Here is a 25429-nt window from a genome sequence, read left to right as displayed (position 1 = left end):
CAAGTTGAAAGGATGAAAGTATATGCCGAAACCAGTAATAGCGATAGTAGGTCGCCCGAACGTAGGGAAATCTACTATTTTCAATAGAATTGTTGGAGAAAGAGTTTCAATCGTAGAAGATATTCCAGGTGTAACGCGCGATCGTATTTATAGCGCTGGAGAATGGTTAAATCATGAATTTAACATTATTGATACGGGCGGAATTGATATTGGAGACGAGCCGTTTTTGACACAAATTCGTCAACAAGCTGAAGTAGCAATTGATGAAGCGGATGTTATCATTTTTATGACAAACGGTCGTGACGGTGTAACAGCAGCTGATGAAGAAGTTGCAAAAATTTTATATCGTTCAAATAAACCGGTTGTACTTGCAGTAAATAAAGTGGACAATCCGGAAATGCGCAGTGACATTTATGACTTTTATGCATTAGGATTTGGCGAACCATTCCCAATTTCAGGTACACACGGATTAGGATTAGGTGACTTACTAGACGAAGCTGCACAACATTTTCCAAAGATTGAAGAAGACGGATATGATGAAGACACAATTCGTTTCTCTTTAATTGGACGTCCAAACGTAGGGAAATCATCACTTGTAAATGCTCTTCTTGGTCAAGAGCGTGTAATTGTTAGTAATGTAGCAGGAACAACTCGTGATGCTGTCGATACACCATATAGTAAAGATGGAAAAGATTATGTAATTATTGATACAGCTGGTATGCGTAAAAAAGGAAAAGTGTATGAAAGTACAGAAAAATATAGTGTACTTCGTGCGCTAAGAGCGATTGAACGTTCTGACGTTGTTTTAGTCGTTTTAGATGGTGAAGAAGGAATTATTGAGCAAGATAAAAAAATCGCTGGATATGCTCATGATTCAGGGCGAGCTGTTGTTATCGTTGTAAATAAATGGGATGCAGTGAAAAAAGACGAAAAAACAATGAAAGCATTTGAAGAAAATATCCGTGCTCATTTCCAATTCTTAGAATACGCACCAATTGTTTTCTTATCTGCAAAAACAAGAAAACGTACACAAACATTAATACCGGTTATCGATGAGGTAAATGAAAGTCATAGTATCCGTATTCAAACGAACGTATTAAACGATGTAATTATGGATGCGGTAGCGATGAATCCGACGCCAACTCATAATGGTAGCCGTCTGAAAATTTTCTATGCAACACAAGTTGCGGTAAAACCACCGACATTTGTTGTGTTTGTAAACGATCCAGAATTATTGCACTTCTCATATGAGCGTTTCTTGAAGAATCGCTTACGTGAATCATTTGGCTTCGTAGGAACGCCGATTCACATTATCGCTAGAGCAAGAGACTAATGGAGAGGATGTGATTTTATGACAAAAATCACAGTAGTAGGAGCAGGTAGCTGGGGAACAGCGTTAGCGATGGTATTAGCTGACAATGGACATGATGTACGTATTTGGGGAAATCGCCCAGAACTTATGGATGAAATTAATACGAAACATGAGAATAGTCGATATCTCCCAGGCATTACATTGCCAAGCACAATCGTAGCCTACTCTTCTTTAGAAGAAGCATTAGTAGATGTAAATACAGTACTGTTAGTAGTACCAACGAAAGCGTACAGAGATGTATTACAAGAGATGAAAGAAATTGTTACTGAACCAATTACTTGGATTCATGCGAGCAAAGGAATTGAACCTGGTACGTCAAAACGTATTTCGGAAGTGATTGAGGAAGAAATTCCAGAGCACTTAATTAAAGATGTTGTTGTACTGTCTGGACCGAGTCATGCTGAAGAAGTCGGTTTACGACAAGCGACAACAGTTACGTCTGCAGCAAAGCGTATGGAAGCGGCTGAGGAAGTACAAGATTTATTTATGAATAGTTATTTCCGTGTATACACAAATCCAGATATCGTTGGAGTTGAACTTGGTGGTGCGTTAAAAAATATTATCGCATTAGCTGCTGGTATAACTGATGGTCTTGGATTAGGTGATAATGCAAAGGCGGCATTGATGACACGTGGTTTAACAGAGATTGCTCGTTTAGGAAGAAAAATGGGCGGGAATCCGTTAACGTTTGCTGGTCTAACTGGTATGGGAGACTTAATTGTAACGTGTACAAGTGTTCATAGCCGAAATTGGCGCGCTGGAAATATGCTTGGAAAAGGACACTCTTTAGAAGAAGTGTTAGAAAGCATGGGTATGGTTGTGGAAGGTGTAAGAACAACGAAAGCTGCTCATGAATTGGCAGAGAAAATGGAAGTTGAAATGCCGATTACAGCTGCTTTATATGACGTACTGTTCAATGGGAATAACGTAAAAGATGCGGTAGGCTCATTGATGGGGCGTGTTCGAAAACATGAAGTGGAAGCTATACCTGATTTACTGTAAAGAAAAGCGACAGAAGTACATTTGTACTTCTGTCGCTTTTTTATTTTTTGGGTCTTTTCACCATTTTTTCATTTTTGCATAGGATGAAGAGTAACTTGAGGAGAGGGTGAAAAGAATGGATAATAATATTTTTAATAATATTGAGAAGGAAGCGAAAGTAAATAAAGAGGATATTTTTAAATTAGCATCATCCGTGCAAAATGCGAATTTACGTGATGAAACTGTACTTCGTCAATTAATTCATCAAGTGGCTCTTATGGCGGGACGTGAAGTGCCGAAAGAGCAAGAGGATCAAATTGTAAAAGCGATTATTAATAATAATATGCCAACAGATTTTGGCTCGTTAAGCAAAATGTTTAAAAAATAAATTATGAGAAACAAAGAGTTTGTAGATTGCATATGATAGCCATGAAAGAATGGGAATAGAGCTGTTTTTGGGCATATTTGGTCAACCGAAGCGAGAGGTACAATCGCTTCGGTTTTATTTTTGCTTAGATTGGTGAAAAATGCTGGAAAACCTATTGATTAAAGTTATATATTCGCAATTTGTAGTAAAATGTTCTTTTTGTATTTGTTTAAAGATTTTAATTTGTTAAAATAGTATAAAAATAGATTGATAAAAAGGGGTGTGTATATGTCAGAAGGGCTTATGAAAATGTGGTTAGCTTTAGGGGCAATTGGATTTATGTTTTTTGCAGTAAGTTTTATTTTATTAAGTAGACATAAAATAAAGAATAAATTTTTGAAAGGGATTACAGCATTAGTAGCGTACACCCTTATGATTGTGTCAGGAATTGTTATTTTTCTTGTTGTATTTAGTGGACCTGTACAGCAGTAAATGGAATGGTCTCGAAAATACTACATACAGAGCAAATTAGATTAGTATGAAAAGGTGATGCTAGTGAAAAAATTACATATTATTTTAATATTTTGTTGTATGAGCCTTTTAACGGGGTGTCTGTATCCGAAAGAAAATATGAAGCAAAATGCGGTTCCTTATGAAGATCAGCTACAGGTTGTTCAAAAAGCTGTTGTGACATTTAAGGAGCAAAATGATGGGATATTGCCAATTAAGACGAGGGATATGAGTACACCTATTTATCAAAAGTATCCGATCGATTTTCAACAGATTGCCCCGCGTTACATACAAGAAGCGCCAGGGAATGCGTATGAAAGTGGAGGAGTATATCAATACGTATTAATAGACGTTGAAACAAATCCAACAGTAAAGTTAATTGATGTTAGGATGGCTGAACAAATTCAGGAACTATCTTTAAAGCTTAGGATGTATCGTGATGAACATCAATATCCACCTTTTAAAAAAGTAATTTCAGATGGTGTATATGAATTGGATTTCAAAAAACTAGGATATAAAGATGTGCCACAAGTGACAAGTCCATATTCTGGTAAAGGACTTCCTTTTGTAATTAATGAAAAAGGAGAAGTTTTTGTTGATTATAGAATCGACTTATATGACGCTTTGAAAAAAAATGAAGGGCAGTTTACGGAGGGAGAAGATATTCGAAATATACTTTCGAAAGGTTCCCCGTTTGTACCAGCTTATTCTTTACCGTACACAGTAAAGGATGGAGAACCAATTTTTTTAAAATGATAAGTCATGAACCTTTCTTTTAGTGAATAAGTTCTAGAAGAAAGGTTTTTTATGTTATACAACTTACGATGCAAACAAAAGATATTTTTTAATAGTCATATGAAATTGGACAAAATTATATGATATATTGTCCGAACTTCTAGAATACCATTATATTATATCAGATATTATAGGCAACGTTAGAGAAGGTATTAGTTGACTATAAACGCGGAATTATTCCCAAAAATTTTGAGGGAGGGAATCACTTGGAAAAGGTAGATATTTTTAAAGATATTGCAGAACGAACAGGCGGTGATATTTATTTTGGAGTTGTAGGAGCTGTTCGAACAGGGAAATCAACATTCATTAAAAAATTTATGGAACTTGTAGTTATTCCAAACATTGAGAATGAGTCTGACCGTCAAAGAGCGCAGGATGAATTGCCTCAAAGTGCTGCTGGTCGTACAATTATGACGACGGAACCGAAGTTTGTTCCAAACCAAGCGGTTTCTATCGAAGTAGATGAAGGACTTGAAGTGAATATTCGATTAGTAGATTGTGTTGGATATACGGTTCCTGGAGCGAAGGGCTATGAAGATGAGAATGGCCCACGCATGATTAATACCCCTTGGTATGAAGAACCTATTCCATTCCATGAAGCTGCAGAAATCGGCACGCGTAAAGTAATTCAAGAACATTCAACAATTGGTGTTGTAATTACAACAGATGGAACAATTGGTGAAATTCCAAGAAGAGATTATATAGAGGCAGAAGAACGCGTTGTAAATGAGTTGAAAGAAGTAGGAAAACCTTTCATTATGATAATTAATACGGTACAGCCGTATCATCCAGATACAGAGCAATTACGCCAAAGTTTATCAGAAGAATATGATATCCCGGTTATTGCAATGAGTGTGGAGAGTTTAAGAGAAACAGATGTATATAATGTACTTCGTGAAGCGCTATTTGAATTCCCTGTATTAGAAGTGAATGTGAACCTTCCGAGCTGGGTAATGGTGCTAAATGAAGGGCATTGGTTGCGTCAAAGTTATCAAGAAGCAGTTCAAGAAACTGTGAAGGATATAAAACGTCTTCGTGATGTGGATCGCGTTGTTTGGCAGTTTAGTCAATATGAATTTATTGATCGAGCGAGCCTAGCTGGCATTGATATGGGGCAAGGTGTGGCGGAGATTGATTTATATGCGCCAGATGAATTATATGATCAGATTTTAAAAGAAGTAGTAGGAGTAGAAATTCGAGGGAAAGATCATTTATTAAAGCTTATGCTCGATTTATCTCATGCGAAAATAGAGTACGATCAAGTGGCGGATGCACTGCGTATGGTTAAGCAAACAGGATATGGTGTAGCAGCGCCTGCATTAGCGGATATGAGCTTAGATGAGCCAGAAATTATTCGTCACGGTTCAAGGTTTGGTGTGAAGTTAAAAGCGGTAGCGCCATCTATTCATATGATTAAAGTAGATGTAGAGTCAACGTTTGAGCCGATTATTGGTACTGAAAAGCAAAGTGAAGAATTAGTTCGTTATTTAATGCAAGATTTTGAAGATGACCCGTTATCAATTTGGAATTCTGATATATTTGGACGTTCACTTAGCTCGATTGTTCGAGAAGGAATTCAAGCGAAATTATCTTTAATGCCAGAAAATGCTAGATATAAATTAAAAGAAACGCTAGAAAGAATTATTAATGAAGGATCTGGCGGATTAATTGCGATTATACTATAAGAAAAAATCCCTCTCACTGTAGAGGGATTTTTTGTTTTTTTGATTATAAAATAGAAAAATAAACAGTCATTATCTAATACATTGTTGTAAATTGTCAAGTTTCATCAGATTTTCACATTTTCAGAGTAACAATTTCCTTAAAAATATTGAATTATAAAGGAGAATCGTATAATATAGGCGTTGATAATGATTTATCTACATCTTTGTAGTATAGAATTTGCAAAAATTGCCTACAAATGAAAGTAAGACTCATTTTATGATCATTATACAGTCTTATCTTTGGGAGGAGGTGAATGGCATGAACAAGACAGATTTAATCAATGCTGTTGCAGAAGCAAGTTCCCTTTCTAAAAAGGACGCAACAAAAGCAGTAGACGCTGTTTTTGATTCTATCTTAGAAGCTTTAAAACAAGGTGATAAAGTACAACTGATCGGATTCGGTAACTTCGAAGTTCGTGAGCGTGCGGCTCGTAAAGGTCGTAACCCACAAACAGGTGAGGAGATTGAAATCGCTGCAAGTAAAGTACCTGCATTCAAACCTGGTAAAGCGTTAAAAGATGCGGTTAAATAATCCTTACATATTAACAGGGAAGAAGAGTTTCCTTTTTGGGAACTCTTCTTTTTGCTTTTAAAAACATAAATATGCTAGAATGTGTTCGTATCACTTTTAGGTTTTCGGGAGGGCTAGCGGATGGCAAAAGTTAATTTAGAACAAATTGAACATGCAGTACGCCTTATTTTAGAGGCGATTGGGGATGACCCAAATCGTGAGGGAGTACTTGATACACCAAAGCGTGTTGCAAAAATGTACGCAGAAGTGTTCTCAGGTATGCATGAAGATCCGAAAGAGCATTTGCATAAAGTATTCGGAGAAGATCACGAAGAGCTTGTACTAGTAAAAGATATACCATTTTATTCGATGTGTGAGCATCATTTAGTTCCATTCTATGGAGTTGCTCACGTTGCATATATTCCGCAAGGTGGAAAGGTGACAGGGTTAAGTAAATTAGCTCGTACCGTAGATACAATTGCACGTCGCCCACAACTGCAAGAACGTATTACATCAACAGTAGCGAACTCTATTATGGAAGTACTAGAGCCTCATGGTGTAATGGTAGTAGTAGAAGCAGAACATATGTGTATGACGATGCGTGGTGTAAAAAAACCAGGTGCGAAAACAGTAACGACAGCAGTGCGTGGTGTGCTTGAAAATGATGCTGCAGCGCGCAGTGAAATTTTATCGTTTATTAAAACGAAGTAAAGAAAAGCGGGAAACTGCTTTTCTTTTTTTTTTTTAGTAAATAAATGATATAGTTTTAACTAGACAGAGTGAGATTAGAAAGATTGCTTACATGAATGGTAGGTGTAGCCAAGTTTTGGTTATAGAAAATAGAGTGTATGTGTTATAATAAGTTTTATGAATTAGAAAACAAGGGTGATTTTTTGTGTGTGACATCTACGGAGGGTATGCGGGTATAAAAGAAAAATTGATGGAGAAATTACGCCATCCTTACTTTATAAACTATATTGAAGAACCATTTATTGATGAAGAAAAGATAGCATTGTTATATGGTGCTTTAAAGAGTGCAAACTTACATATAGAACAAATTGAGCATTACGTAGTAACAATTATGCTTGTACAAATTGCGCTTGATACGCATGAAAGGGTATCAAATAAAGCAGGCGAGGAAGAGATTGAATTCCATAAATGTCGTCAATTAACAGTACTTGCAGGCGATTACTATAGTGGACTATATTATTATTTATTGTCTATGAATCGTGATATTGTTTTAATTCGTGCACTTGCTGAAGGAATTAAAGAGATAAATGAACACAAAATTATGTTATACCAAAAAGCGCATGAAACGACGGATGACATAATGAAAAGCATAGTAATGATTGAGTCTGCGCTCCTTCAAAAAACATGTGACCATTTTCAGTTATCACATTGGAAGCCATTTATCACATACGTATTAGGTGGAAATCGCCTTCAAAAAGAAATTCAATTGTATGCTGATAAGCAACATTCGCCTGTTTTTCAAGCTATGCAAGATGCTTTAGGGGATAAAGCAGAAGTAGTGATTAATGGTTGGATGAAGGAATTGAGAAAGAAAGAAAAAAATTTTTTAGAAAATCACACAGACATAAATGAAATAAATTCTGTGTTAAGGAATAAATAGAAGACATAAGCAATTTTACATTGGAAGAAGGTACGAGCATGCAACAATCAAAAGAAGAAAGAGTACATGACGTATTTGAAAAGATTTCTGATAAATACGATGTGATGAATTCTGTAATTAGTTTTCAAAGACATAAAGCGTGGCGTAAAGAAACGATGCGAATTATGGATGTACAACCAGGCAGTCAAGCGCTTGATGTATGCTGTGGAACCGCAGATTGGACAATTGCGCTAGCTGGAGCCGTAGGTGAACAAGGAAAGGTTGTTGGCTTAGACTTCAGTGAAAATATGTTATCTGTCGGTAAGCAAAAGGTAGAGGCGTTACAATTAAAACAAGTAGAACTTCTACATGGGAATGCAATGGAACTTCCGTTTGAAGATAATACGTTTGATTATGTGACGATTGGGTTTGGTTTACGTAACGTACCGGATTATATGCACGTATTAAAAGAAATGACGCGTGTAGTAAAACCAGGTGGAAAAGTAATCTGTTTAGAAACATCTCAACCAACAATGATTGGTTTTCGCCAAGGGTATATTTTATACTTTAAATATATCATGCCGTTATTTGGAAAGATGTTTGCGAAAAGTTATAAAGAGTATTCATGGCTTCAAGAATCTGCTAGTACGTTCCCAGGGATGAAAGAATTGGCTCAAATGTTTGAGCAAGCTGGACTTGAACGTGTGCAAGTGAAACCATTTACTTTTGGGGTAGCAGCGATGCATTTAGGTATTAAACCAGAATCAAAATAGAAAAAAGAAGTTTTAGGTTAAGGTGAACAATATGAAGTTACAACTTATGTACTCTTTTTTACGATCGGATATTAATGTGATAGAAAAAGAATTAAAAAAGACAGTCGCTTCTGAACAGCCATTAGTAGAAGAGGCAGCATTACAGCTTATTGAAGCTGGTGGGAAACGAATTCGTCCTGTATTTGTGTTGCTTGCAGGGAAATTTGGAGATTATAAGTTAGATGCGATTAAGCATGTTGCTGTTGCGTTAGAACTTATTCATATGGCTTCTCTTGTTCACGATGATGTTATTGATGCTGCATTTTTACGACGCGGCAGTGCGACTGTGAATGCGAAATGGGGAGATCGTATTGCGATGTATACAGGGGACTATCTGTTCGCTAAGTCTCTTGAATGTATAACAAATATCGAAATTCCAGAGGCGCATCAAGCGTTATCACATACTATTTTAGAAGTCTGTAAAGGTGAAATTGAACAAATTAAAGATAAATACAATTATGACCAAAATTTAAGAACGTATTTAAGAAGAATAAAGCGAAAAACAGCATTATTAATTGCCGCGAGTTGTCAATTGGGAGCGATTGCTGCTGGTGCTAATCGTGATACGGTAAATCGTCTATTTTGGTATGGGTATTTTGTAGGAATGTCTTATCAAATTATTGATGACATTTTAGACTTCGTTTCTACAGAAGAGAAACTTGGAAAACCTGCTGGCGGAGATTTACTACAAGGGAATATTACACTTCCTGCTTTATATGCGATGGAAGATCCAGTACTTCGTCAGAAAATCACATCTGTACATGAAAATTCAACAGCAAGTGAAATACAAGAAATTATTGATGCTGTAAAAAATAGTACAGCAATTGATCAAGCATTTGCATTTAGTGAACGTTATTTACATAAAGCTTTAGAAATAATAAAACCACTCCCACGTGGAAAAGCAAAGTACGCATTACAAAATGTTGCAAAGTATATTGGAAAACGAAAATTTTAATGTTTATTCTAAAAAATAAAATAATCTCTCTATTTCAAAACTATTGCACAATTGTGATAAGGGTGATAATATGTGTGTGGGGATATACAATTACATACATAATTCAGAAGTGGAGAGATTTTTTATGGAAAAAACATTTCTAATGGTAAAACCAGACGGTGTACAACGTGCCTTCATTGGGGAAATTGTAGCTCGTTTTGAGAAAAAAGGCTTTCAATTAGTTGGTGCAAAATTAATGCAAGTCACTCCGGAAATTGCTGGACAACACTACGCTGAGCATAAGGAAAAACCTTTCTTTGGTGAGTTAGTAGACTTTATTACATCTGGACCTGTGTTCGCAATGGTATGGCAAGGTGAAGGTGTAGTAGATACAGCGCGTAACATGATGGGGAAAACAAGACCACATGAAGCAGCTCCTGGAACAATTCGTGGAGATTTCGGTGTAACTGTTGCGAAAAACATTATCCATGGTTCTGATTCTTTAGAAAGCGCAGAGCGCGAGATTGCTATTTTCTTTAAAGAAGAAGAATTAGTTGACTACTCAAAATTAATGAATGAATGGATTTACTAATTATTTTGAAATAATTTGTAAACGCTTTAATCACTGTGATAATAGTAAAAAGTGCAAGGAGAATAGGGGTATTCTTCTTGCACTTTTTTTATTTTCAGTTAGTTACGAAGTTTGAGCTGTTATGATATGTTGATATTTAAATTAGGCCTATCGGAAATATAGAATAAGAAAATGGTCGATTTATGATATAATTTCTTTAATATTTTTAGAATGATAAAAGTTAATATAGTGAGATAAATACATATACGAAAAGAGGAATAACGTATGCGATATATTACAGCTGGTGAATCTCATGGTCCACAACTTACAACGATTATAGAAGGTGTTCCGGCAGGATTGTCTTTAGTAGCAGATGATATAAACGAAGAGTTAGCTAGAAGGCAAAAGGGATATGGGCGCGGTAGACGCATGCAAATTGAAACGGATCAAGTGCAAATTTTAAGTGGTGTTAGACATGGAGAAACATTAGGTTCCCCTATTGCACTTGTTGTTGAAAATCGTGATTTTGCACACTGGACAAAAATTATGGGGGCGGAGCCTTTAACTGAGCAAGAAGAAAAAGAGATGAAAAGGAAAGTGACAAAACCAAGGCCTGGGCATGCTGATTTAAATGGTGCGATTAAATATGGTCATAGAGATATGAGGAATGTACTGGAACGTTCGTCAGCGCGCGAAACGACGGTGCGTGTTGCTGCTGGTGCGGTTGCTAAAAAGGTGTTAGCAGAACTTGGTATTAAAGTGGCGGGCCATGTAATTGAAATTGGCGGTGTACAAGCTAAGGAGATTACGTATAGTTCAATTGAAGAATTAAAGAGTATTACAGAAGCATCTCCTGTACGTTGCTTAGATGAAGAAGCTGGTAACCAAATGATGAAAGCGATTGATGATGCGAAAGCAAATGGTGATTCAATTGGTGGAATCGTTGAAGTAATTGTGGAAGGGATGCCAATTGGAGTAGGTAGCTACGTGCATTATGATCGAAAACTGGATGCGAAATTAGCAGCTGCAATTATGAGTATTAATGCTTTTAAAGGTGTCGAGATTGGAATTGGTTTTGAAGCAGCGCATAGACCAGGAAGTGAAGTTCATGATGAAATTCTGTGGGATGAGGAGCATGGATATACACGAAGAACAAATAATGCAGGTGGACTAGAAGGCGGTATGACGACTGGAATGCCAATTGTTGTGCGCGGTGTGATGAAACCGATACCTACACTTTATAAACCTCTTCAAAGTGTAGATATTGATACGAAAGAGCCTTTTACAGCGAGTATTGAACGTTCAGATAGTTGTGCAGTGCCAGCAGCTAGTGTCGTTGCAGAAGCGGTTGTGGCTTGGGAATTAGCGACAGCTTTAATAGAACAATTCGGATTAGATCGTATGGAACTAATTCGTGAAAATATTGAGAAACATAATGAATATGCGAGGGGATTTTAATGGGAAACATACATATTCAAACGAAATCAAAAGAATATGATGTACATGTTGGTAAAGAAGCGTTGTCAAACTTAACAACGATCGTTCAAAATATGCAGCCAGCGGTATCTAACGTAATGATCATTTCAGATGAAGCTGTTGCATCACTACATTTACAGACAGTTATCGATGCATTACAAGTAGAGCAGCACGTGTTTTCGTTTGTTGTACCAAGTGGCGAAAAAGAGAAGTCTTTCGAAAATTTCTATGCGGCTCATACGTCAGCTCTTGAAAATAAATTAGATAGAAATTCTTTAATTCTTGCACTTGGAGGCGGAATGATTGGAGATTTAGCTGGTTTTGTTGCTGCATCGTTTATGCGTGGTATTCGCTTTGTGCAGGTTCCGACAACTTTATTAGCGCACGATAGCGCAGTGGGTGGGAAAGTAGCGATTAACCATCCGTTAGGTAAAAATATGATTGGTGCATTCCATCAGCCAGAAGCAGTTGTATATCATACACCGTTTTTACAGTCTCTTCCTGAAAAAGAGTGGCGTTCAGGTTATGCAGAGGTGATAAAGCATGCTCTTATTGGTGATGTGGAGCTATACCATTGGTTAAAAGAAGAAGTGCAAACATTAGCGGATCTTCATGATGAGAAGTTAATCCATATATTAACGAAGGCGATTCCTGTAAAGGCAAATGTTGTGTCACAAGATGAAACAGAGAAGGGTGTACGTGCTCATTTGAACTTTGGACATACGTTAGGACATGCTCTTGAAAAAGAGCTAGGGTATGGAAATATTACTCACGGTGACGGTGTAGCGGTTGGAATGTTATTCGCCATATTTTTAAGTGAGCAAGTGTACAAGGTTGATCTTGCTTATGAAGATATGAAGCAGTGGTTCTTGAAATACGGCTATCCAAAAATGCCAAGGGATTTGAATGTAGAGCGCCTCGTTCAATTGATGAAACAAGATAAGAAAGCAAATGCAGGAGCAATTCATATGGTGCTTATGCAGGAATATGGGGTAGTGAATGTCGTATCTATTTCAGATGAGACTGTTCATATTGCGTTAGAGGCATTTCAAAAAGATATGGTTTAAAATGATAGCGAAGTGCTGTGAAGTGCTCATTTAGAGGTATTCTCGTAATAGTGACGGTTATGACAAAAGATTACAGTAAGGGGCTATAACCGTATTGTAATCAAATTGAATGAAATGACTGGGGGAAGAAAAATGAGAGTGAAAGAGCAATTGTTAACTTTGAGAGCGTATGTGCCTGGGAAAAACATTGAAGAAGTAAAAAGAGAATATGGTTTATCAAAAATTGTGAAATTAGCATCCAACGAAAATCCATTCGGTTGTTCAGCACGTGTGACAGAAGCATTAACTTCTTTAGCGAGCCAATATGCCCTTTATCCAGATGGATATGCCTTTGAACTTCGGACAAAAGTAGCGGAACATTTAGGTGTAAAAGCAGAACAACTACTATTTGGTAGTGGATTAGATGAAGTCATTCAAATGATTAGCCGAGCGTTACTACATGAAGGAACAAACGTTGTAATGGCGAATCCTACGTTTTCACAATATCATCACCATGCTGTTATTGAAGGAGCAGAAGTTCGTGAAGTATCACTTAAAGATGGTATTCACGATTTAGATGCAATGCTAGAGCAAGTAGATGAGAAAACGAAAATTGTATGGATTTGTAATCCGAATAATCCAACAGGTACATATGTTGAGAAACAAAAATTACTTTCATTTTTAGAATCAGTTCCTAAGTCGGCTCTCGTTATTATGGACGAAGCATATTATGAATACGCGGAAGCAGAAGACTATCCGCAAACATTACCACTTCTTGAAAAGTATGAAAATCTTATGGTTTTACGCACGTTTTCAAAAGCATATGGTTTAGCTGCTTTTCGTATCGGATATGCGATTGGGGATGCGAAGTTAATCGGACAGCTAGAAGTAGCTAGGTTACCATTCAATACATCAACTGTAGCCCAATCTGTAGCACTCGCTGCATTAGAAGATCAAGCCTTTTTACAAGATTGTGTGCAAAAGAATGCTGAAGGTTTAAATCAGTATTATGCATTTTGTAAAGAATATAACGTATTCTATTATCCATCCCAAACAAATTTCATTTTCTTAAAACTTGGTATACCGGGTAATGAAGCTTTCGAACGATTAATGAAAAAAGGATATATCGTTCGTTCTGGTGCTGCATTTGGTATCGATGATGGTATTCGTATTACTGTCGGTTTGAAGGAAGAAAATGATGAAATTATAGAGTTGCTGAAAGAGCTTGTAAATGAGCAAGTACAGAAAGAAGAAACATATTCTTAAGAGATTGTGAAGGCTCCTAGTATAGGAGCCTTTTTTATCGCATTCAAAATAAAGGTTGAAGACTGCTAATTAAGTTATTCTGTAAACCACGGTTTGTATGGCTCGATAATTAGTGAGAGAAGTTATTTGCACGGTCATAAAAGAAAGCGGTACAATAGAAGATGATGGTAAGGTATCGGTGTCATATCCGAACCTTTTGAACAATTAACTACTCTGTAAGAAGAAGTATAAGAAGAAGTATGCTCATTCTAAAGGTTGCGTTCTAACAGTGAGTTGCTTATGATAAATGAACAGAAGAGAATATTTTTTAGAATTAAAGGAGACGTTTATGCAAAAGTTTGAACAAGCTGTTTCATATATTGAAAATGGTGAAGCGGAAAAAGGATTACAATTATTAAAAGAACAATTAAAAATTGCGAATGATGAAGAGAAGTATGATATCGCTCGTTACTATCATACGCTTGGATTTACAGATGAGGCATTAGCAATTACTGAAGACTTACGTTTACTGTATCCAGAAGAAAGTGAATTCACTGTATTTTTAGCAGAATTATATATTGATCTAGATAAAGAAGATGAAGCGATTGAAGTGCTTCATGATATTCCAGAAAATGACGATTTATATGTTCAATCGTTATTACTTGTTGCAGATTTATTCCAAATGCAAGGTTTTGATGATGTAGCAGAGCAAAAACTATTAAAGGCGAAAGAAATGATGCCTGATGAACCTGTTATTACGTTTGGGTTAGCAGAATTATATAGTAGTAAAGGTGAAGAACAAAAGGCAATTACTTATTATGAATCGCTATTAGCGGAACATAAAGTAATGGGTGGTGTTGTGATCGCACTTCGCCTCGCAGAAACGTTAAGCGCGATCGGAAACTGGGAAGAAGCGATTTCTTATTATGAAGCAGGCCTAGAGGAACAAAAAGATATTCACTCATTATTTGGATATGCCTTTACATTATACCAAGGTGAAGAATATCAGAGAGCAATTGGTGCTTGGCAAGAACTAAAAGAATTAGACCCTGAGTACGCATCACTGTACATGTATTTAGCGAAAAGCTATGAAAAAGAAGGAATGCTTCAAGAAAGCTATGAAACGCTTCATGAAGGAATTAAAGTAGATGAGCTTTCAGTTCCATTTTATGTAGAGTTAGCGAACATTGCGGCGAAATTAGGGAAAATAGTAGAAGCAGAGGAAGTTCTTCAAAAAGCGCTTGAGTTAGATCCAGGGCATTTAGGTGCAACATTAAAATATGCATATATCTTAAAAGAACAAGAAAAGTACGAAGAGTTAATTGCAATTGTAGAGCGTGCTATTGATAGTGGAGAACCAGATACACAACTACTTTGGGATCTTGCGTATGCAAAAAAACAATTAGAAATGTATTCGGATGCATTAAAACACTATGAAAGTGCATATACTTCTTTTAAGAATCATCCAGACTTCTTAGAAGAGTACGGTTATTTCTTATTGGAAGAAGGAAAACGAAAAGAGGCGAAAGAAGTATTTACCCAGTTATTACAACTAGACCCGACACAAATTCATATTGAAGAATTGTTATATAATTTAGAGGATTTTTCATAAGTTGGAAGGAAACTGAATGCCGCTTCTTGAATCTAAAAAGAAAAGAGAAAGACAGAGGAGGGACTTAATTGCTATGAATACCCCTGTTTCTGTAAACGAGAAGAAGGATTTTGTAAAATGGTTTTTGAATAATTACCAACTGAAACAGCGTGAATGTGTATGGATTCTGAATTATTTAATGAGTCACGACCAATTGATGCATAAAGTCCACTTCGTAGAGCATGCAAAATATTGTCCGCGTGGTTTAGTGATGTCAGCGAATTGTGTGAAAGACACACCGTTTCACTTTTTTAAACAAAATGTTATGACAACAGATGCTGAAAAATCGTTTCATGATATTCGTTTAAATCGAGATGAGGATATTTATATTCAACTCAACTTTAAATCATCGTTTCAAAATGCGAATTATGTAGCTGTATTAGAAGAAAACCCATATCTACCAAAGCATATTGAAGTAAATGAAAAAGATCGTTTACTTGCAGAAAGGTTTTTGGAAGAAAGTGTATTTTCGTTTAGGAGAGAACGCCTTTTGAAACAAATTGATGAAGCGTTAGATAAGCAAGATAAGGAAGCGTTTCATAGATTAACGGCAGAGTTAAAGACTTTATAGAATTTATTTGGATTAATTAATTTTTACAAATTTCAGACTTTTATAAAGAAAAACTACCTATATTGGGTAGTTTTTCTTTTTTTACCTCTTTTAGTGTGGTTTAATATATATAAAGTGAAAGTTCTGTCATTTGTAAGTGAAGGAGGGAAGGGATTTGAAGTGGATTGTAAAAGATGTAGAACAGTTTGAGCAAGCAAGAGAGTATGTTGATACAGGAGTAATACCGCTGTTATCAATTTCGGCAGCAAAAGAAATGAAAATGGTTGTAGAACAAGGTGAATTTATCGAATTGTTGAGCACGGAATTGGAAAGAGAGTATAAAGGAAGAGTGCTTTTACTGCCTGCGTTTACGTATTTGGTAGAAAGTCAAAAGAATGAAAAAGGTCGTTTGCAAGAATGGACAAATCATTTACGAAGTGAAGGTTTTAAGCATATTGCTTATGTTACAAGTGATTTTTCATGGAAAGAGGATATGCAAGAGTTACAGGGAGATTTATTTTGGTTTCCTTCATTAGCGTTAGAACAATTTAGTGATCAAGCAAAAAGAGAAGTTATTCATGCGCATATAAAAAATATAATGGTGATGTTGGAAGAGAAATGGGGAAACTCGCAATAAACAGAAAGTTCTTATTATTATGAGTAGTATGATATTGACCTGTGCATGAGCGTATTATATCATGATAGTGTCCTAGTTTTTATTTTTTATATAATTTATCACGAGGGGACAATTTCTGATAGAGGGGGGAAATTTTCGTGAGCGACAAAGAACATCGCGTGTCAAGAAGACAATTTTTAAATTACACACTCACAGGGGTAGGAGGCTTTATGGCTGCCGGTATTTTAATGCCGATGACGCGATTTGCGCTTGATCCGGTGTTAAGAAAAGAAGCGGGAACAGATATGGTTGCTGTTGCGCAAGTAAAGGATATTACAACAGAGCCGAAGCGTTTCGATTTTAAAGTGAAGCAGGTTGATGGTTGGTACAAGTCTGAAGAACCAAAATCGGCTTGGGTTCATAAAGATGAAAGCGGAGACATTGTTGCGTTCTCTCCAGTATGTAAACATTTAGGATGTACAGTTAACTGGAATTCGGACAAAGCACATCCGAATCAATTCTTTTGCCCATGTCACGGGGGGCGTTATACAAAAGATGGGATTAACATTAAAGGTACGCCACCCCTTGCTCCGCTTGATGTGTACGAGTCTAAAGTGAAAGATGGAACGCTGTATCTAGGAAAAGCGAAGCCAAGAGGGGGTGCAAAGTAGATGTTAAATAAAATTTATGATTGGGTGGATGAAAGATTGGATATTACACCAATATGGCGTGATATCGCTGATCATGAAGTACCTGAACATGTAAACCCGGCACATCACTTTTCTGCATTCGTCTATTGCTTTGGAGGACTTACCTTTTTCGTTACTGTAATTCAAATTTTATCTGGAATGTTTTTGACGATGTATTATGTGCCTGATATTAAAAATGCTTGGGAATCAGTTTACTATTTACAAAATGAAGTTGCTTATGGGCAAATTGTTCGTGGTATGCACCACTGGGGTGCTAGTCTCGTAATTGTAATGATGTTTTTACATACACTCAGAGTTTTCTTCCAAGGTGCGTATAAAAAGCCCCGTGAGTTAAACTGGATTGTTGGTGTTCTTATTTTCTTTGTTATGTTAGGTCTTGGTTTTACCGGATATTTATTGCCGTGGGATATGAAAGCTTTATTTGCTACAAAAGTAGGGATTCAAATTGCAGAGCAAACACCGCTCATTGGTCCTTATATTAAAACATTACTCGCTGGTCATTCCGAAATTGTTGGCGCTCAAACATTAACTCGCTTCTTTGCTATTCACGTCTTCTTCTTACCAGCAGCACTTCTAGGTTTAATGGCCTTCCACTTCATCATGATTCGCAAACAAGGTATTTCCGGTCCACTATAAGAGATTGCTAAATTAAAGGGGAAAGAACTAAAGGAGGGAGATTATGCATCGCGGCAAAGGGATGAAGTTTGTAGGAGATTCTCGGGTACCAGTAGCTCGGAAACCAAATATTCCAAAAGACTATTCTGAATACCCAGGGAAAACAGAAGCATTTTGGCCGAACTTCTTGTTAAAAGAATGGATGGTTGGTGCAGTTTTTTTAATCGGTTATTTATGTTTAACAGTGGCGCATCCGTCGCCGCTTGAGAGAATGGCGGACCCAACAGATGCTGGATATATACCACTTCCAGATTGGTATTTCTTATTCTTGTATCAGTTATTAAAGTATTCGTATGCTTCCGGTTCATTTACTGTAATTGGAGCATTTATTATGCCAGGGATTGCGTTTGGAGCATTACTGTTAGCTCCATTTCTTGATCGAGGTCCAGAAAGACGTCCATTGAAGCGTCCTGTGGCAACTGGATTTATGCTTTTAGCAATTGCATCGATTATCTTTTTAACTTGGGAATCTGTAGCACACCACGACTGGGAAGCTGCAAAAAAACAAGGAGCAATTGTAAAAACAGCGCCAGTTGATAAAAATGATGATGGCTATAAATTAATGCAAAAAAATACTTGTTTAACATGTCATGGTGACAATTTACAAGGCGGGGCAGCAGCACCGGCACTGCAAAACTTAACTTTAAAGCCAGAAGAAATTGCTAAAATTGCGAAAGAGGGAAAAGGTTCAATGCCTAAAGGTGTATTTAAAGGTACGGATGAGGAACTGAAGAAGCTTTCGGAATTCGTTGCAAAGTATAATAAAAAATAATAAAAAGCTGACTACAAAATTTGTAGTCAGCTTTTCTATTTAGTTGGATGAAGTTTGTTATAATAGAGTAGGATTTAATGAATGAATTACTTTGCCTGAAAGGTGTTGGACATACGGATTGGTGTACTTGTATGCAATGTTAAGACAACGCTCGGTATTATTATTTTTATTAATTGTTAACATATTAGGTACAATTTACGGATTTATATGGTACGGAAATCAATTGAAAGAAACGTCACCTATATTTTGGCCGTTTGTACCAGATAGTCCTATGGCGAGTCTCTTTTTTGTCTTTGTTTTAATTGCTTTTTTGGCAAAGAGAAACTGGGGATTAATAGAAGCGTTAGCGATTGTAACTTTAATAAAATATGGTATTTGGGCTGTTGTTGTAAACGGGATTATGATTTACGTAAAAGGGCCTATTGGCCTTATGGGCTACATGTTAATGCTTTCGCACTTTGCGATGGCAGTACAAGGATTTTTATATGCTCCATTCTATCGTATAAAAAAATGGCATTTTATAGTAGCAGCTGTGTGGACGTTGCATAACGATGCAATTGATTATTTATTTTGGCAAATGCCGCGATATGGAATTATGCATTTGTTTGTAGAGGAAATTGGTTATTTTACGTTTTGGTTAAGTATTGCTGTACTATGTATTACATATTATTGTTGCTTACGTGAGCAAAGGAAACAATTTTCTTTATGATGGTTAGAACATTTAGGGGGAGAACATGGAGAAAAATAAGAGTGGTACAAAAATACTGGATCGATTGATTACTTTAGTTGTTTCATATAGCATAGCATTTTCTATTTTTGCACTCGCAACAACGGCAGTTGTCTATGGAAAATGGCTGTATTATTTTGAAATTGATTTTTTAAATATTCCTGATTTAGCGGATATGACGAAGGATGAAATTAAAAGAAATTACGATGTGCTTATTACATATTTATCCCCGTTTTATGACGGAGCATTACATTTGCCAACATTAGATATGTCCACAAATGGCCGTATTCATTTTGTAGATGTTAAAAATATTTTAGTAAAGATTCAATATGTGATGTATGCGACAATTATGATTGCAGTGATAGGCGGAATTTATTTATTAAAAAAGAAAAATGAAAAGTTTTTACTGCATGGATCGATTTTAACAATCATTTTTCCGATAGCGCTTATGTTACCAATTGCTATTAATTTTGAAAAGAGTTTTGTATTATTCCATAAACTTTTATTTAGTAATGATTATTGGGTTTTTGATCCTGAAAAAGATCCAATTATATTAATGTTACCAGAAGAGTTCTTTATGCATGCTGCGTGTGCTATTTTATTATTCATTTTAGGTGGTAGTATACTTTGTTACAGTTTATATCGATATTTCGTAAAAAAGAAAAGGATGTCACAGAAAAAATTCTCTGCTTAAAGAGAATTTTTTTCTTTGTAAAATGATAATATATTTTTCGGTCTAGTTCTGTTCTATTCTTGTCCAAATTAACATATTTTGTACTAGTAGTTATAGGGGGGACCGGGATGAAGAGAACATTAATTGGATTGATAGCATTTCTAATTATAATGTTTCCGTTACGTATATATGCTGAAGAGTGGAATGAGCTAACAGGGTTGTTAGACGACTCGTTACAGTTAGTGAAGCGTAATGAAGATGAAAAAGCGGTACAAGTATTACAACATTTCTCGGAGCAATTTTTAATAAAGGGGAATGAAAAGAAGCAGGAAGTAACACCAGATCAAGTTAGAGTTATTTCTTTAGCTTACGATAAGGCGCAACAATCGCTCTCTGAAGAAGGTTTAGGTAAGCAAGCTAAAATTGATAATGTGCTGGCATTACAACTTGCTGTTGATGCACAAGTATCGAAATATCAACCACTTTGGATGGAAAGAGAAAGGAAAGTAATGGATGCCTTTTCTCAAATGGAAAAAGCGATGGAAAAAGAAGATGCTGGGCAGTTTCAACAAACGTTAAATACGTTTTTAAATGAATTCAATATTATTTATCCAAGCCTAATGATTGCTTTGCCAGAAAACGAGGTTCAGCGTGTAAATGTTCATTTATCTTATTTAGATGAATTTCGTAACGTTATGTTAAAAACGAAAGGCGGCCAAATGCAATTAGGGATTATTAAAGGGGATTTGCAAAAGATATTTCACACAGTAAAAAAAGATGAAATTGCACCCTCTCTCATTTGGTTTATGACAATTACTGGGGGACTTATTTTCTTCACATTAACTTATGTTGGATGGAGAAAGTATAAAGGAGAGAGAGAAAAAAGAAAAAGTAATGTACATTCTAAAAATAGATAATGCAATAAATAAAGATATGGATTGTAAGGTTTATTCATTGACAATAGTGGCAGAAGAAAATAGAATGAGAAGTACTATAATTAAAACTTCAATGGAGGTTCATGATGTTTTATTTAATTTACTTCGCGATCATAATGATCATACCGTTGTATGCACAGTCAAGAGTACGTAGTGCCTATAGCAAGTATTCACAAGTTTATTCAACATCAGGTATGACAGGAGCGGAAGTGGCTCGAAAAATTTTAGATGAAAATGGATTATACAACGTAGCTGTAGAAGAAACACCAGGTCATTTATCAGACCATTATGATCCAACCGCTAAGACGGTTCGATTATCAACAGATAACTATTATGGACATTCAGTTGCTGGTACAGCAGTTGCAGCACACGAAGTAGGACACGCAATTCAAGATGCAAAAGATTATAAATTTATGCGCGTTCGTCATTCGTTAGTGCCAGTTGCAAACTTTGGTTCGAATATGTCTTGGATTTTCGTCCTAATCGGTATATTTGCACAAATGTCTGGTTTGTTGTTATTAGGTATCATTTTAATGGCAGCAGGTGTTGTGTTCCAGCTCGTTACATTGCCAGTTGAGTTTGATGCGTCAAAGCGCGCAATGCAACAAATTGAAGCGTTAGGTATTGTATCAACAGATGAATATGGGCAAGCTCGTAAAGTATTAAATGCGGCAGCATTAACATATGTAGCAGCTGCAGCTGTAGCGGTATTTGAATTATTACGTCTCGTATTAATGTATACTGGTATGCAGCGTAGCGACGACTAAAGACTATCAATTTTGATAGTCTTTTTTTGTTGTATGGATTGAATTATATAATGTATTGCAAATAGAAATAATAGAAGTAATGCGGAAAGGCGGTGGGGGGAAATGAAATATCCAGACCATTTAGTAAAACAAGTGCAAGAGCGCAGTGCTCCTTATCAACTAGAAGGTTTTTTAAGTGGACAAGGTCCTGAAAATCCAAAATTTATGTTGTTAGGAGAAGCGCCTGGTGAAACAGAAATTCATAATGGGATTCCGTTTAGCGGGAGGGCGGGAAAACAATTAATGGATTTTTTAGAGCGTATTGATGTTACAAGGGAAGAAGTATATATTACGAGCGCTGTTCGAAGTAGACCTTATAAATGGCGAGAGAAAAAAGAAAGAAATGGTGAAATCATACAAAAAAAGTATAATAGAACGCCAAATCAGGGAGAAATAGTTGCCCATGCGCCTTTGTTAGATTATGAATTAGAGAAAATACATCCGAAGCTTATCGTCACGCTTGGAAATATCGGTCTTCAACGTTTAACAGGAAAAAATAAAAAAATCACAGATGTACACGGGCAATTATTAAAACAGCCCATTCAAAAATTAAAGGATATGCAAAGTGCAGAGTTTACATGGTCAGAGAAAGAATATCATGTTTTTCCGACTTTTCATCCAGCTTCCATTTTTTATAATCGGAGTTTATTGGAGCTTATTCATGAGGATTTTGAGAAGCTTAAAAGACTTGTAATAAAAAACTAGAAAAGCTAAGGCGCTTTTCTAGTTACATTTAATTATGTAAAGGGTTTTTATTTTCATCTAACGTAAATCCTTCACCAACTACATCATGTACATCACTTACAGCGACAAAAGCATGAGGATCTACAGAAGTAATGATATTCTTTAATTTCACGATTTCATTTTTAGCAACAACGCAATACAATACGTTACGTTCCACTTTTGTATACGATCCAACAGCTTTTAAAAAGGTTGCTCCGCGCTCCATTTCAGATAAAATTTTGGCAGCAATTTCATCGTTTTTCTCTGAGATAATAGTCGCTCCTTTGGCAGCATAAGCTCCTTCTTGCATAAAATCAATGACTTTAGCACCGATAAAAACAGCAACTAGCGTATACATGCCCTCGCGGTATGATAAATAGGTAAGAATAGAGACTACGATAACGACAGCATCAAACATAAACATTGTTTTCCCCATACTCCAGCCAACATATTTGTGAGCTAGTCGTGCGATAATATCTACACCGCCAGTAGTCCCGCCATATTTAAATATTATTCCAAGGCCGATACCGATAAATGCCCCGGCGAATAAAGCTGCGAGTGTCATATCATTTTGCAAGTTTAAATGTAAGTTGAGTACTTCGTAACGCTGGAAAATCCATAGAAATAAAGATACGCTAAAGGTGCCAATTAATGTATATAAAAATGTCGTTCTGCCAAGTAACCTCCAACCAATAAAAAATATAGGGATATTTAAAATTAAGTTTGAGTAGGAAGGATCAAACTTAAATAAAAAATACAATAATAGTGTAATACCAGTAAACCCACCCTCTGCAAGGTGGTTTTCAATATTGATATTGACAATACCGAAAGAAAATATAGCGGAACCGATTAAAATAAAAATAATATTTCGCATCTTCAATTTTGATGTCATATAGAAATCCCCCTAATTATGTAATGATTGCATTGCTCCGCTGAAACAGTAAAACATAATAATAAGTAATTTCTAGTTGCTAGTGAAAATAGTAAGAACTTGATTGATGTGGGCTGATCTTTTGTGAAAAGCACAAAAGAAGGTTTCACTTTATCCCGCTCTAACGGCTGATAGGAGATGAAGCAAAGAAGAGGGGCAAACCAGCCGTAGGAACTCGATTAGTTCAACTAATCTTTTGCAAAAAGCGCAAAAGAAGTTTCACTTTACCCCGTACCAACGGCTGGTAGGAGATAAAGCTCTGAAGAAAGGCGAACCAGCCGTAGGAACCCGATTAGTTCAACTAATCTTTTGCAAAAAAACGCAAAAGAAGTTTCACTTTACCCCGTACCAACGGCTGGTAGGAGATAAAGCTCTGAAGAAAGGCGAACCAGCCGTAGGAACCCGATTAGTTCAACTAATCTTTTGCAAAAAAACGCAAAAGAAGTTTCACTTTATTATAGTCTATCCAAAAATGGGTCGCAAATAGGTGTTTGGCGGGGAATAATATTTGTCAAATCGCGATGAATTGGCTAACATGAAAGAGGAAGGATTAGAGGTGAATAGTATGGAAGCAAAAACGATGAAAGATATGCAGAAAGAAGTAGATGCATATATTGGTCAGTTTAAAGAAGGTTATTTCAGTCCGCTTGCAATGATGGCTCGTTTAACGGAAGAAATGGGAGAGCTTGCAAGAGAGGTAAATCATTATTATGGTGAGAAACCGAAGAAAACAACTGAAAAAGAAAGAAGTATTGAAGAAGAGCTTGGAGATGTATTATTTGTTATGATTTGTATGGCAAATAGTTTAAATATTGATTTAGAGACAGCACATAACATTGTAATGAATAAATTTAATACACGTGATAAAGATCGCTGGACACGTATTGATGAGGGAGAGAAAGAATAATGAAAGAAATTAAAGTAATTATCGCCGGACCAAGAGGACGTATGGGACATGAAGCAGTTCTTCTTATGGAAAGAACGGAACATTTTAATTTAGTAGCAGCAGTGGATTATAAGCATGGTGGTGAGAAGATTTCTGATTTACCTGGCATGCCAGCATTACATGCACCGATTTACGCTGATTTACATACTTGTTTAGATGAAGTAGAAGCAGATGTGTTGTTAGATTTAACAACACCAGAAGTGGGGAAACAACACGTTACACTTGCAGTTGAGCGTGGACTTCGTTCGGTTATTGGTACAACTGGATTTACAGAAGAAGAATTGGCACGTTTAACAGAGAATGCAAAAGAAAAAGCAGTAGGAACAATTATTGCTCCAAACTTTGCAATTGGTGCAGTTCTTATGATGAAATTCTCACAAATGGCAGCGAAATATTTCCAAGATGTTGAGGTAATTGAATTACATCATGATCAAAAATTAGACGCACCATCTGGTACAGCTGTAAAAACGGTAGAGTTAATTCGTCAAAATCGTGAATCAAAGCAGCAAGGTCATCCAAAAGAAGTAGAGCAACTAGCAGGTGCACGTGGTGCAAATGTAGACGGTATTCACATTCATAGTGTACGTTTGCCAGGGCTTATTGCACACCAAGAAGTAATGTTCGGTGGAGATGGACAAATGTTAACAGTTCGTCATGATTCATTCAATCGTGCATCATTTATGTCAGGTGTAAAACTATCAATTGAGACAGTAATGAACCTTGATCATCTTGTGTACGGTTTAGAAAATATTATCGACTAA

29 protein-coding genes are annotated in these 25429 nt (G+C 36.3%); 28 read left to right on the top strand and 1 reads right to left on the bottom strand.

The window, feature by feature from the left end:
• Positions 1-22 precede the first annotated feature (22 nt).
• The 26 genes from der (at position 23) to AB6801_RS04575 (ending at position 22773) form a co-directional block, all read left to right on the top strand.
• Positions 23-1333 (top strand): ribosome biogenesis GTPase Der, encoded by a 1311-nt coding sequence (der, locus tag AB6801_RS04700; RefSeq protein ID WP_001125893.1) that lies wholly within the window; start codon positions 23-25, stop codon positions 1331-1333.
• A gap of 18 nt (positions 1334-1351) precedes the next feature.
• Entirely contained in the window at positions 1352-2374 is a 1023-nt protein-coding gene (locus tag AB6801_RS04695; protein WP_000161763.1) for an NAD(P)H-dependent glycerol-3-phosphate dehydrogenase, read from the top strand.
• Positions 2375-2489: 115 nt separating this feature from the next.
• Positions 2490-2741 carry a stage VI sporulation protein F gene (locus AB6801_RS04690; protein ID WP_000369754.1) on the top strand — a complete coding sequence of 84 codons (252 nt, stop codon included), beginning with the start codon at positions 2490-2492 and terminating at the stop codon, positions 2739-2741.
• A gap of 267 nt (positions 2742-3008) precedes the next feature.
• Entirely contained in the window at positions 3009-3212 is a 204-nt protein-coding gene (locus AB6801_RS04685) for a DUF2768 domain-containing protein (protein WP_001289004.1), read from the top strand.
• A 63-nt stretch (positions 3213-3275) separates the two neighbouring features.
• Positions 3276-3986 carry a hypothetical protein gene (locus AB6801_RS04680; protein ID WP_000733112.1) on the top strand — a complete coding sequence of 237 codons (711 nt, stop codon included), beginning with the start codon at positions 3276-3278 and terminating at the stop codon, positions 3984-3986.
• 245 nt (positions 3987-4231) lie between these two features.
• On the top strand, positions 4232-5710 hold the full coding sequence (gene spoIVA, locus AB6801_RS04675; protein WP_000416519.1) for a stage IV sporulation protein A: 1479 nt from the start codon (positions 4232-4234) through the stop codon (positions 5708-5710).
• Between the two features lie 298 nt (positions 5711-6008).
• Positions 6009-6281 (top strand): HU family DNA-binding protein, encoded by a 273-nt coding sequence (locus AB6801_RS04670; RefSeq protein WP_001043860.1) that lies wholly within the window; start codon positions 6009-6011, stop codon positions 6279-6281.
• Between the two features lie 120 nt (positions 6282-6401).
• Entirely contained in the window at positions 6402-6971 is a 570-nt protein-coding gene (gene folE, locus AB6801_RS04665; protein ID WP_001151482.1) for a GTP cyclohydrolase I FolE, read from the top strand.
• A 184-nt stretch (positions 6972-7155) separates the two neighbouring features.
• The gene (locus AB6801_RS04660; protein ID WP_000332845.1) at positions 7156-7890 is read left to right on the top strand and encodes a heptaprenyl diphosphate synthase component 1; all 735 of its coding nucleotides are present in this window, start codon (positions 7156-7158) and stop codon (positions 7888-7890) included.
• Positions 7891-7928: 38 nt separating this feature from the next.
• Entirely contained in the window at positions 7929-8642 is a 714-nt protein-coding gene (gene menG / locus AB6801_RS04655) for a 2-heptaprenyl-1,4-naphthoquinone methyltransferase (RefSeq protein ID WP_001187674.1), read from the top strand.
• 31 nt (positions 8643-8673) lie between these two features.
• On the top strand, positions 8674-9636 hold the full coding sequence (gene hepT / locus AB6801_RS04650; RefSeq protein WP_000776076.1) for a heptaprenyl diphosphate synthase component II: 963 nt from the start codon (positions 8674-8676) through the stop codon (positions 9634-9636).
• 124 nt (positions 9637-9760) lie between these two features.
• Positions 9761-10207: a nucleoside-diphosphate kinase gene (gene ndk / locus AB6801_RS04645; protein WP_000415883.1), complete on the top strand. Its 447-nt coding sequence runs from the start codon at positions 9761-9763 to the stop codon at positions 10205-10207.
• A gap of 264 nt (positions 10208-10471) precedes the next feature.
• Complete coding sequence (gene aroC, locus AB6801_RS04640; protein WP_001269386.1) at positions 10472-11644, top strand: chorismate synthase; 1173 nt, start codon at positions 10472-10474, stop codon at positions 11642-11644.
• Entirely contained in the window at positions 11644-12729 is a 1086-nt protein-coding gene (gene aroB / locus AB6801_RS04635; protein ID WP_000526812.1) for a 3-dehydroquinate synthase, read from the top strand. The genes aroC and aroB overlap by 1 nt, the downstream gene beginning before the upstream one ends.
• A 132-nt stretch (positions 12730-12861) precedes the next feature.
• A complete protein-coding gene (gene hisC / locus AB6801_RS04630) occupies positions 12862-13974 on the top strand; it encodes a histidinol-phosphate transaminase (protein ID WP_001264023.1) in 1113 nt (370 codons plus the stop codon).
• A 328-nt stretch (positions 13975-14302) separates the two neighbouring features.
• Entirely contained in the window at positions 14303-15565 is a 1263-nt protein-coding gene (locus AB6801_RS04625; protein WP_001168671.1) for a tetratricopeptide repeat protein, read from the top strand.
• Between the two features lie 73 nt (positions 15566-15638).
• Positions 15639-16175 carry a ReoY family proteolytic degradation factor gene (locus AB6801_RS04620; protein WP_001095925.1) on the top strand — a complete coding sequence of 179 codons (537 nt, stop codon included), beginning with the start codon at positions 15639-15641 and terminating at the stop codon, positions 16173-16175.
• Between the two features lie 154 nt (positions 16176-16329).
• The gene (locus tag AB6801_RS04615; RefSeq protein ID WP_000871314.1) at positions 16330-16791 is read left to right on the top strand and encodes a YpiF family protein; all 462 of its coding nucleotides are present in this window, start codon (positions 16330-16332) and stop codon (positions 16789-16791) included.
• Positions 16792-16928: 137 nt separating this feature from the next.
• Positions 16929-17441, top strand: a complete 513-nt coding sequence (gene qcrA, locus AB6801_RS04610; RefSeq protein WP_001280593.1) for a menaquinol-cytochrome c reductase iron-sulfur subunit — start codon at positions 16929-16931, stop codon at positions 17439-17441.
• Positions 17442-18116 (top strand): menaquinol-cytochrome c reductase cytochrome b subunit, encoded by a 675-nt coding sequence (gene qcrB / locus AB6801_RS04605; protein WP_000932700.1) that lies wholly within the window; start codon positions 17442-17444, stop codon positions 18114-18116.
• A gap of 43 nt (positions 18117-18159) precedes the next feature.
• A complete protein-coding gene (gene qcrC / locus AB6801_RS04600) occupies positions 18160-18927 on the top strand; it encodes a menaquinol-cytochrome c reductase cytochrome b/c subunit (protein WP_000554603.1) in 768 nt (255 codons plus the stop codon).
• A gap of 118 nt (positions 18928-19045) precedes the next feature.
• Positions 19046-19636, top strand: coding sequence for a lipoprotein heptaprenylglyceryl N-acetyltransferase LhaT (lhaT, locus tag AB6801_RS04595; protein ID WP_025967075.1), 591 nt, complete (start codon positions 19046-19048; stop codon positions 19634-19636).
• 25 nt (positions 19637-19661) lie between these two features.
• Positions 19662-20348: a lipoprotein intramolecular transacylase Lit gene (lit, locus tag AB6801_RS04590; RefSeq protein ID WP_000414377.1), complete on the top strand. Its 687-nt coding sequence runs from the start codon at positions 19662-19664 to the stop codon at positions 20346-20348.
• Between the two features lie 107 nt (positions 20349-20455).
• Complete coding sequence (gene ypjB, locus AB6801_RS04585; RefSeq protein ID WP_000831583.1) at positions 20456-21244, top strand: sporulation protein YpjB; 789 nt, start codon at positions 20456-20458, stop codon at positions 21242-21244.
• Positions 21245-21345: 101 nt separating this feature from the next.
• On the top strand, positions 21346-22029 hold the full coding sequence (locus tag AB6801_RS04580) for a zinc metallopeptidase (RefSeq protein ID WP_058839490.1): 684 nt from the start codon (positions 21346-21348) through the stop codon (positions 22027-22029).
• A 102-nt stretch (positions 22030-22131) separates the two neighbouring features.
• A complete protein-coding gene (locus tag AB6801_RS04575) occupies positions 22132-22773 on the top strand; it encodes a uracil-DNA glycosylase (protein WP_000876871.1) in 642 nt (213 codons plus the stop codon).
• Between the two features lie 28 nt (positions 22774-22801).
• Here the strand turns inward: AB6801_RS04575 and AB6801_RS04570 are convergent, their stop codons facing one another.
• Positions 22802-23683: a YitT family protein gene (locus AB6801_RS04570; protein ID WP_000202121.1), complete on the bottom strand. Its 882-nt coding sequence runs from the start codon at positions 23681-23683 to the stop codon at positions 22802-22804.
• 604 nt (positions 23684-24287) lie between these two features.
• Here AB6801_RS04570 and AB6801_RS04565 point away from each other — a divergent pair.
• A complete protein-coding gene (locus AB6801_RS04565; protein ID WP_002108639.1) occupies positions 24288-24629 on the top strand; it encodes a nucleotide pyrophosphohydrolase in 342 nt (113 codons plus the stop codon).
• Positions 24629-25429, top strand: a complete 801-nt coding sequence (gene dapB, locus AB6801_RS04560) for a dihydrodipicolinate reductase (protein ID WP_000658809.1) — start codon at positions 24629-24631, stop codon at positions 25427-25429. Before AB6801_RS04565 ends, dapB begins: the two co-directional genes overlap by 1 nt.

This window comes from Bacillus sp. RCC_6_1 (assembly GCF_041360755.1).
GTDB lineage: Bacteria > Bacillota > Bacilli > Bacillales > Bacillaceae_G > Bacillus_A > Bacillus_A cereus.
Note: the sequence above shows the minus strand (reverse complement) of the source record. Positions and strands in the feature narration are given on the sequence as shown.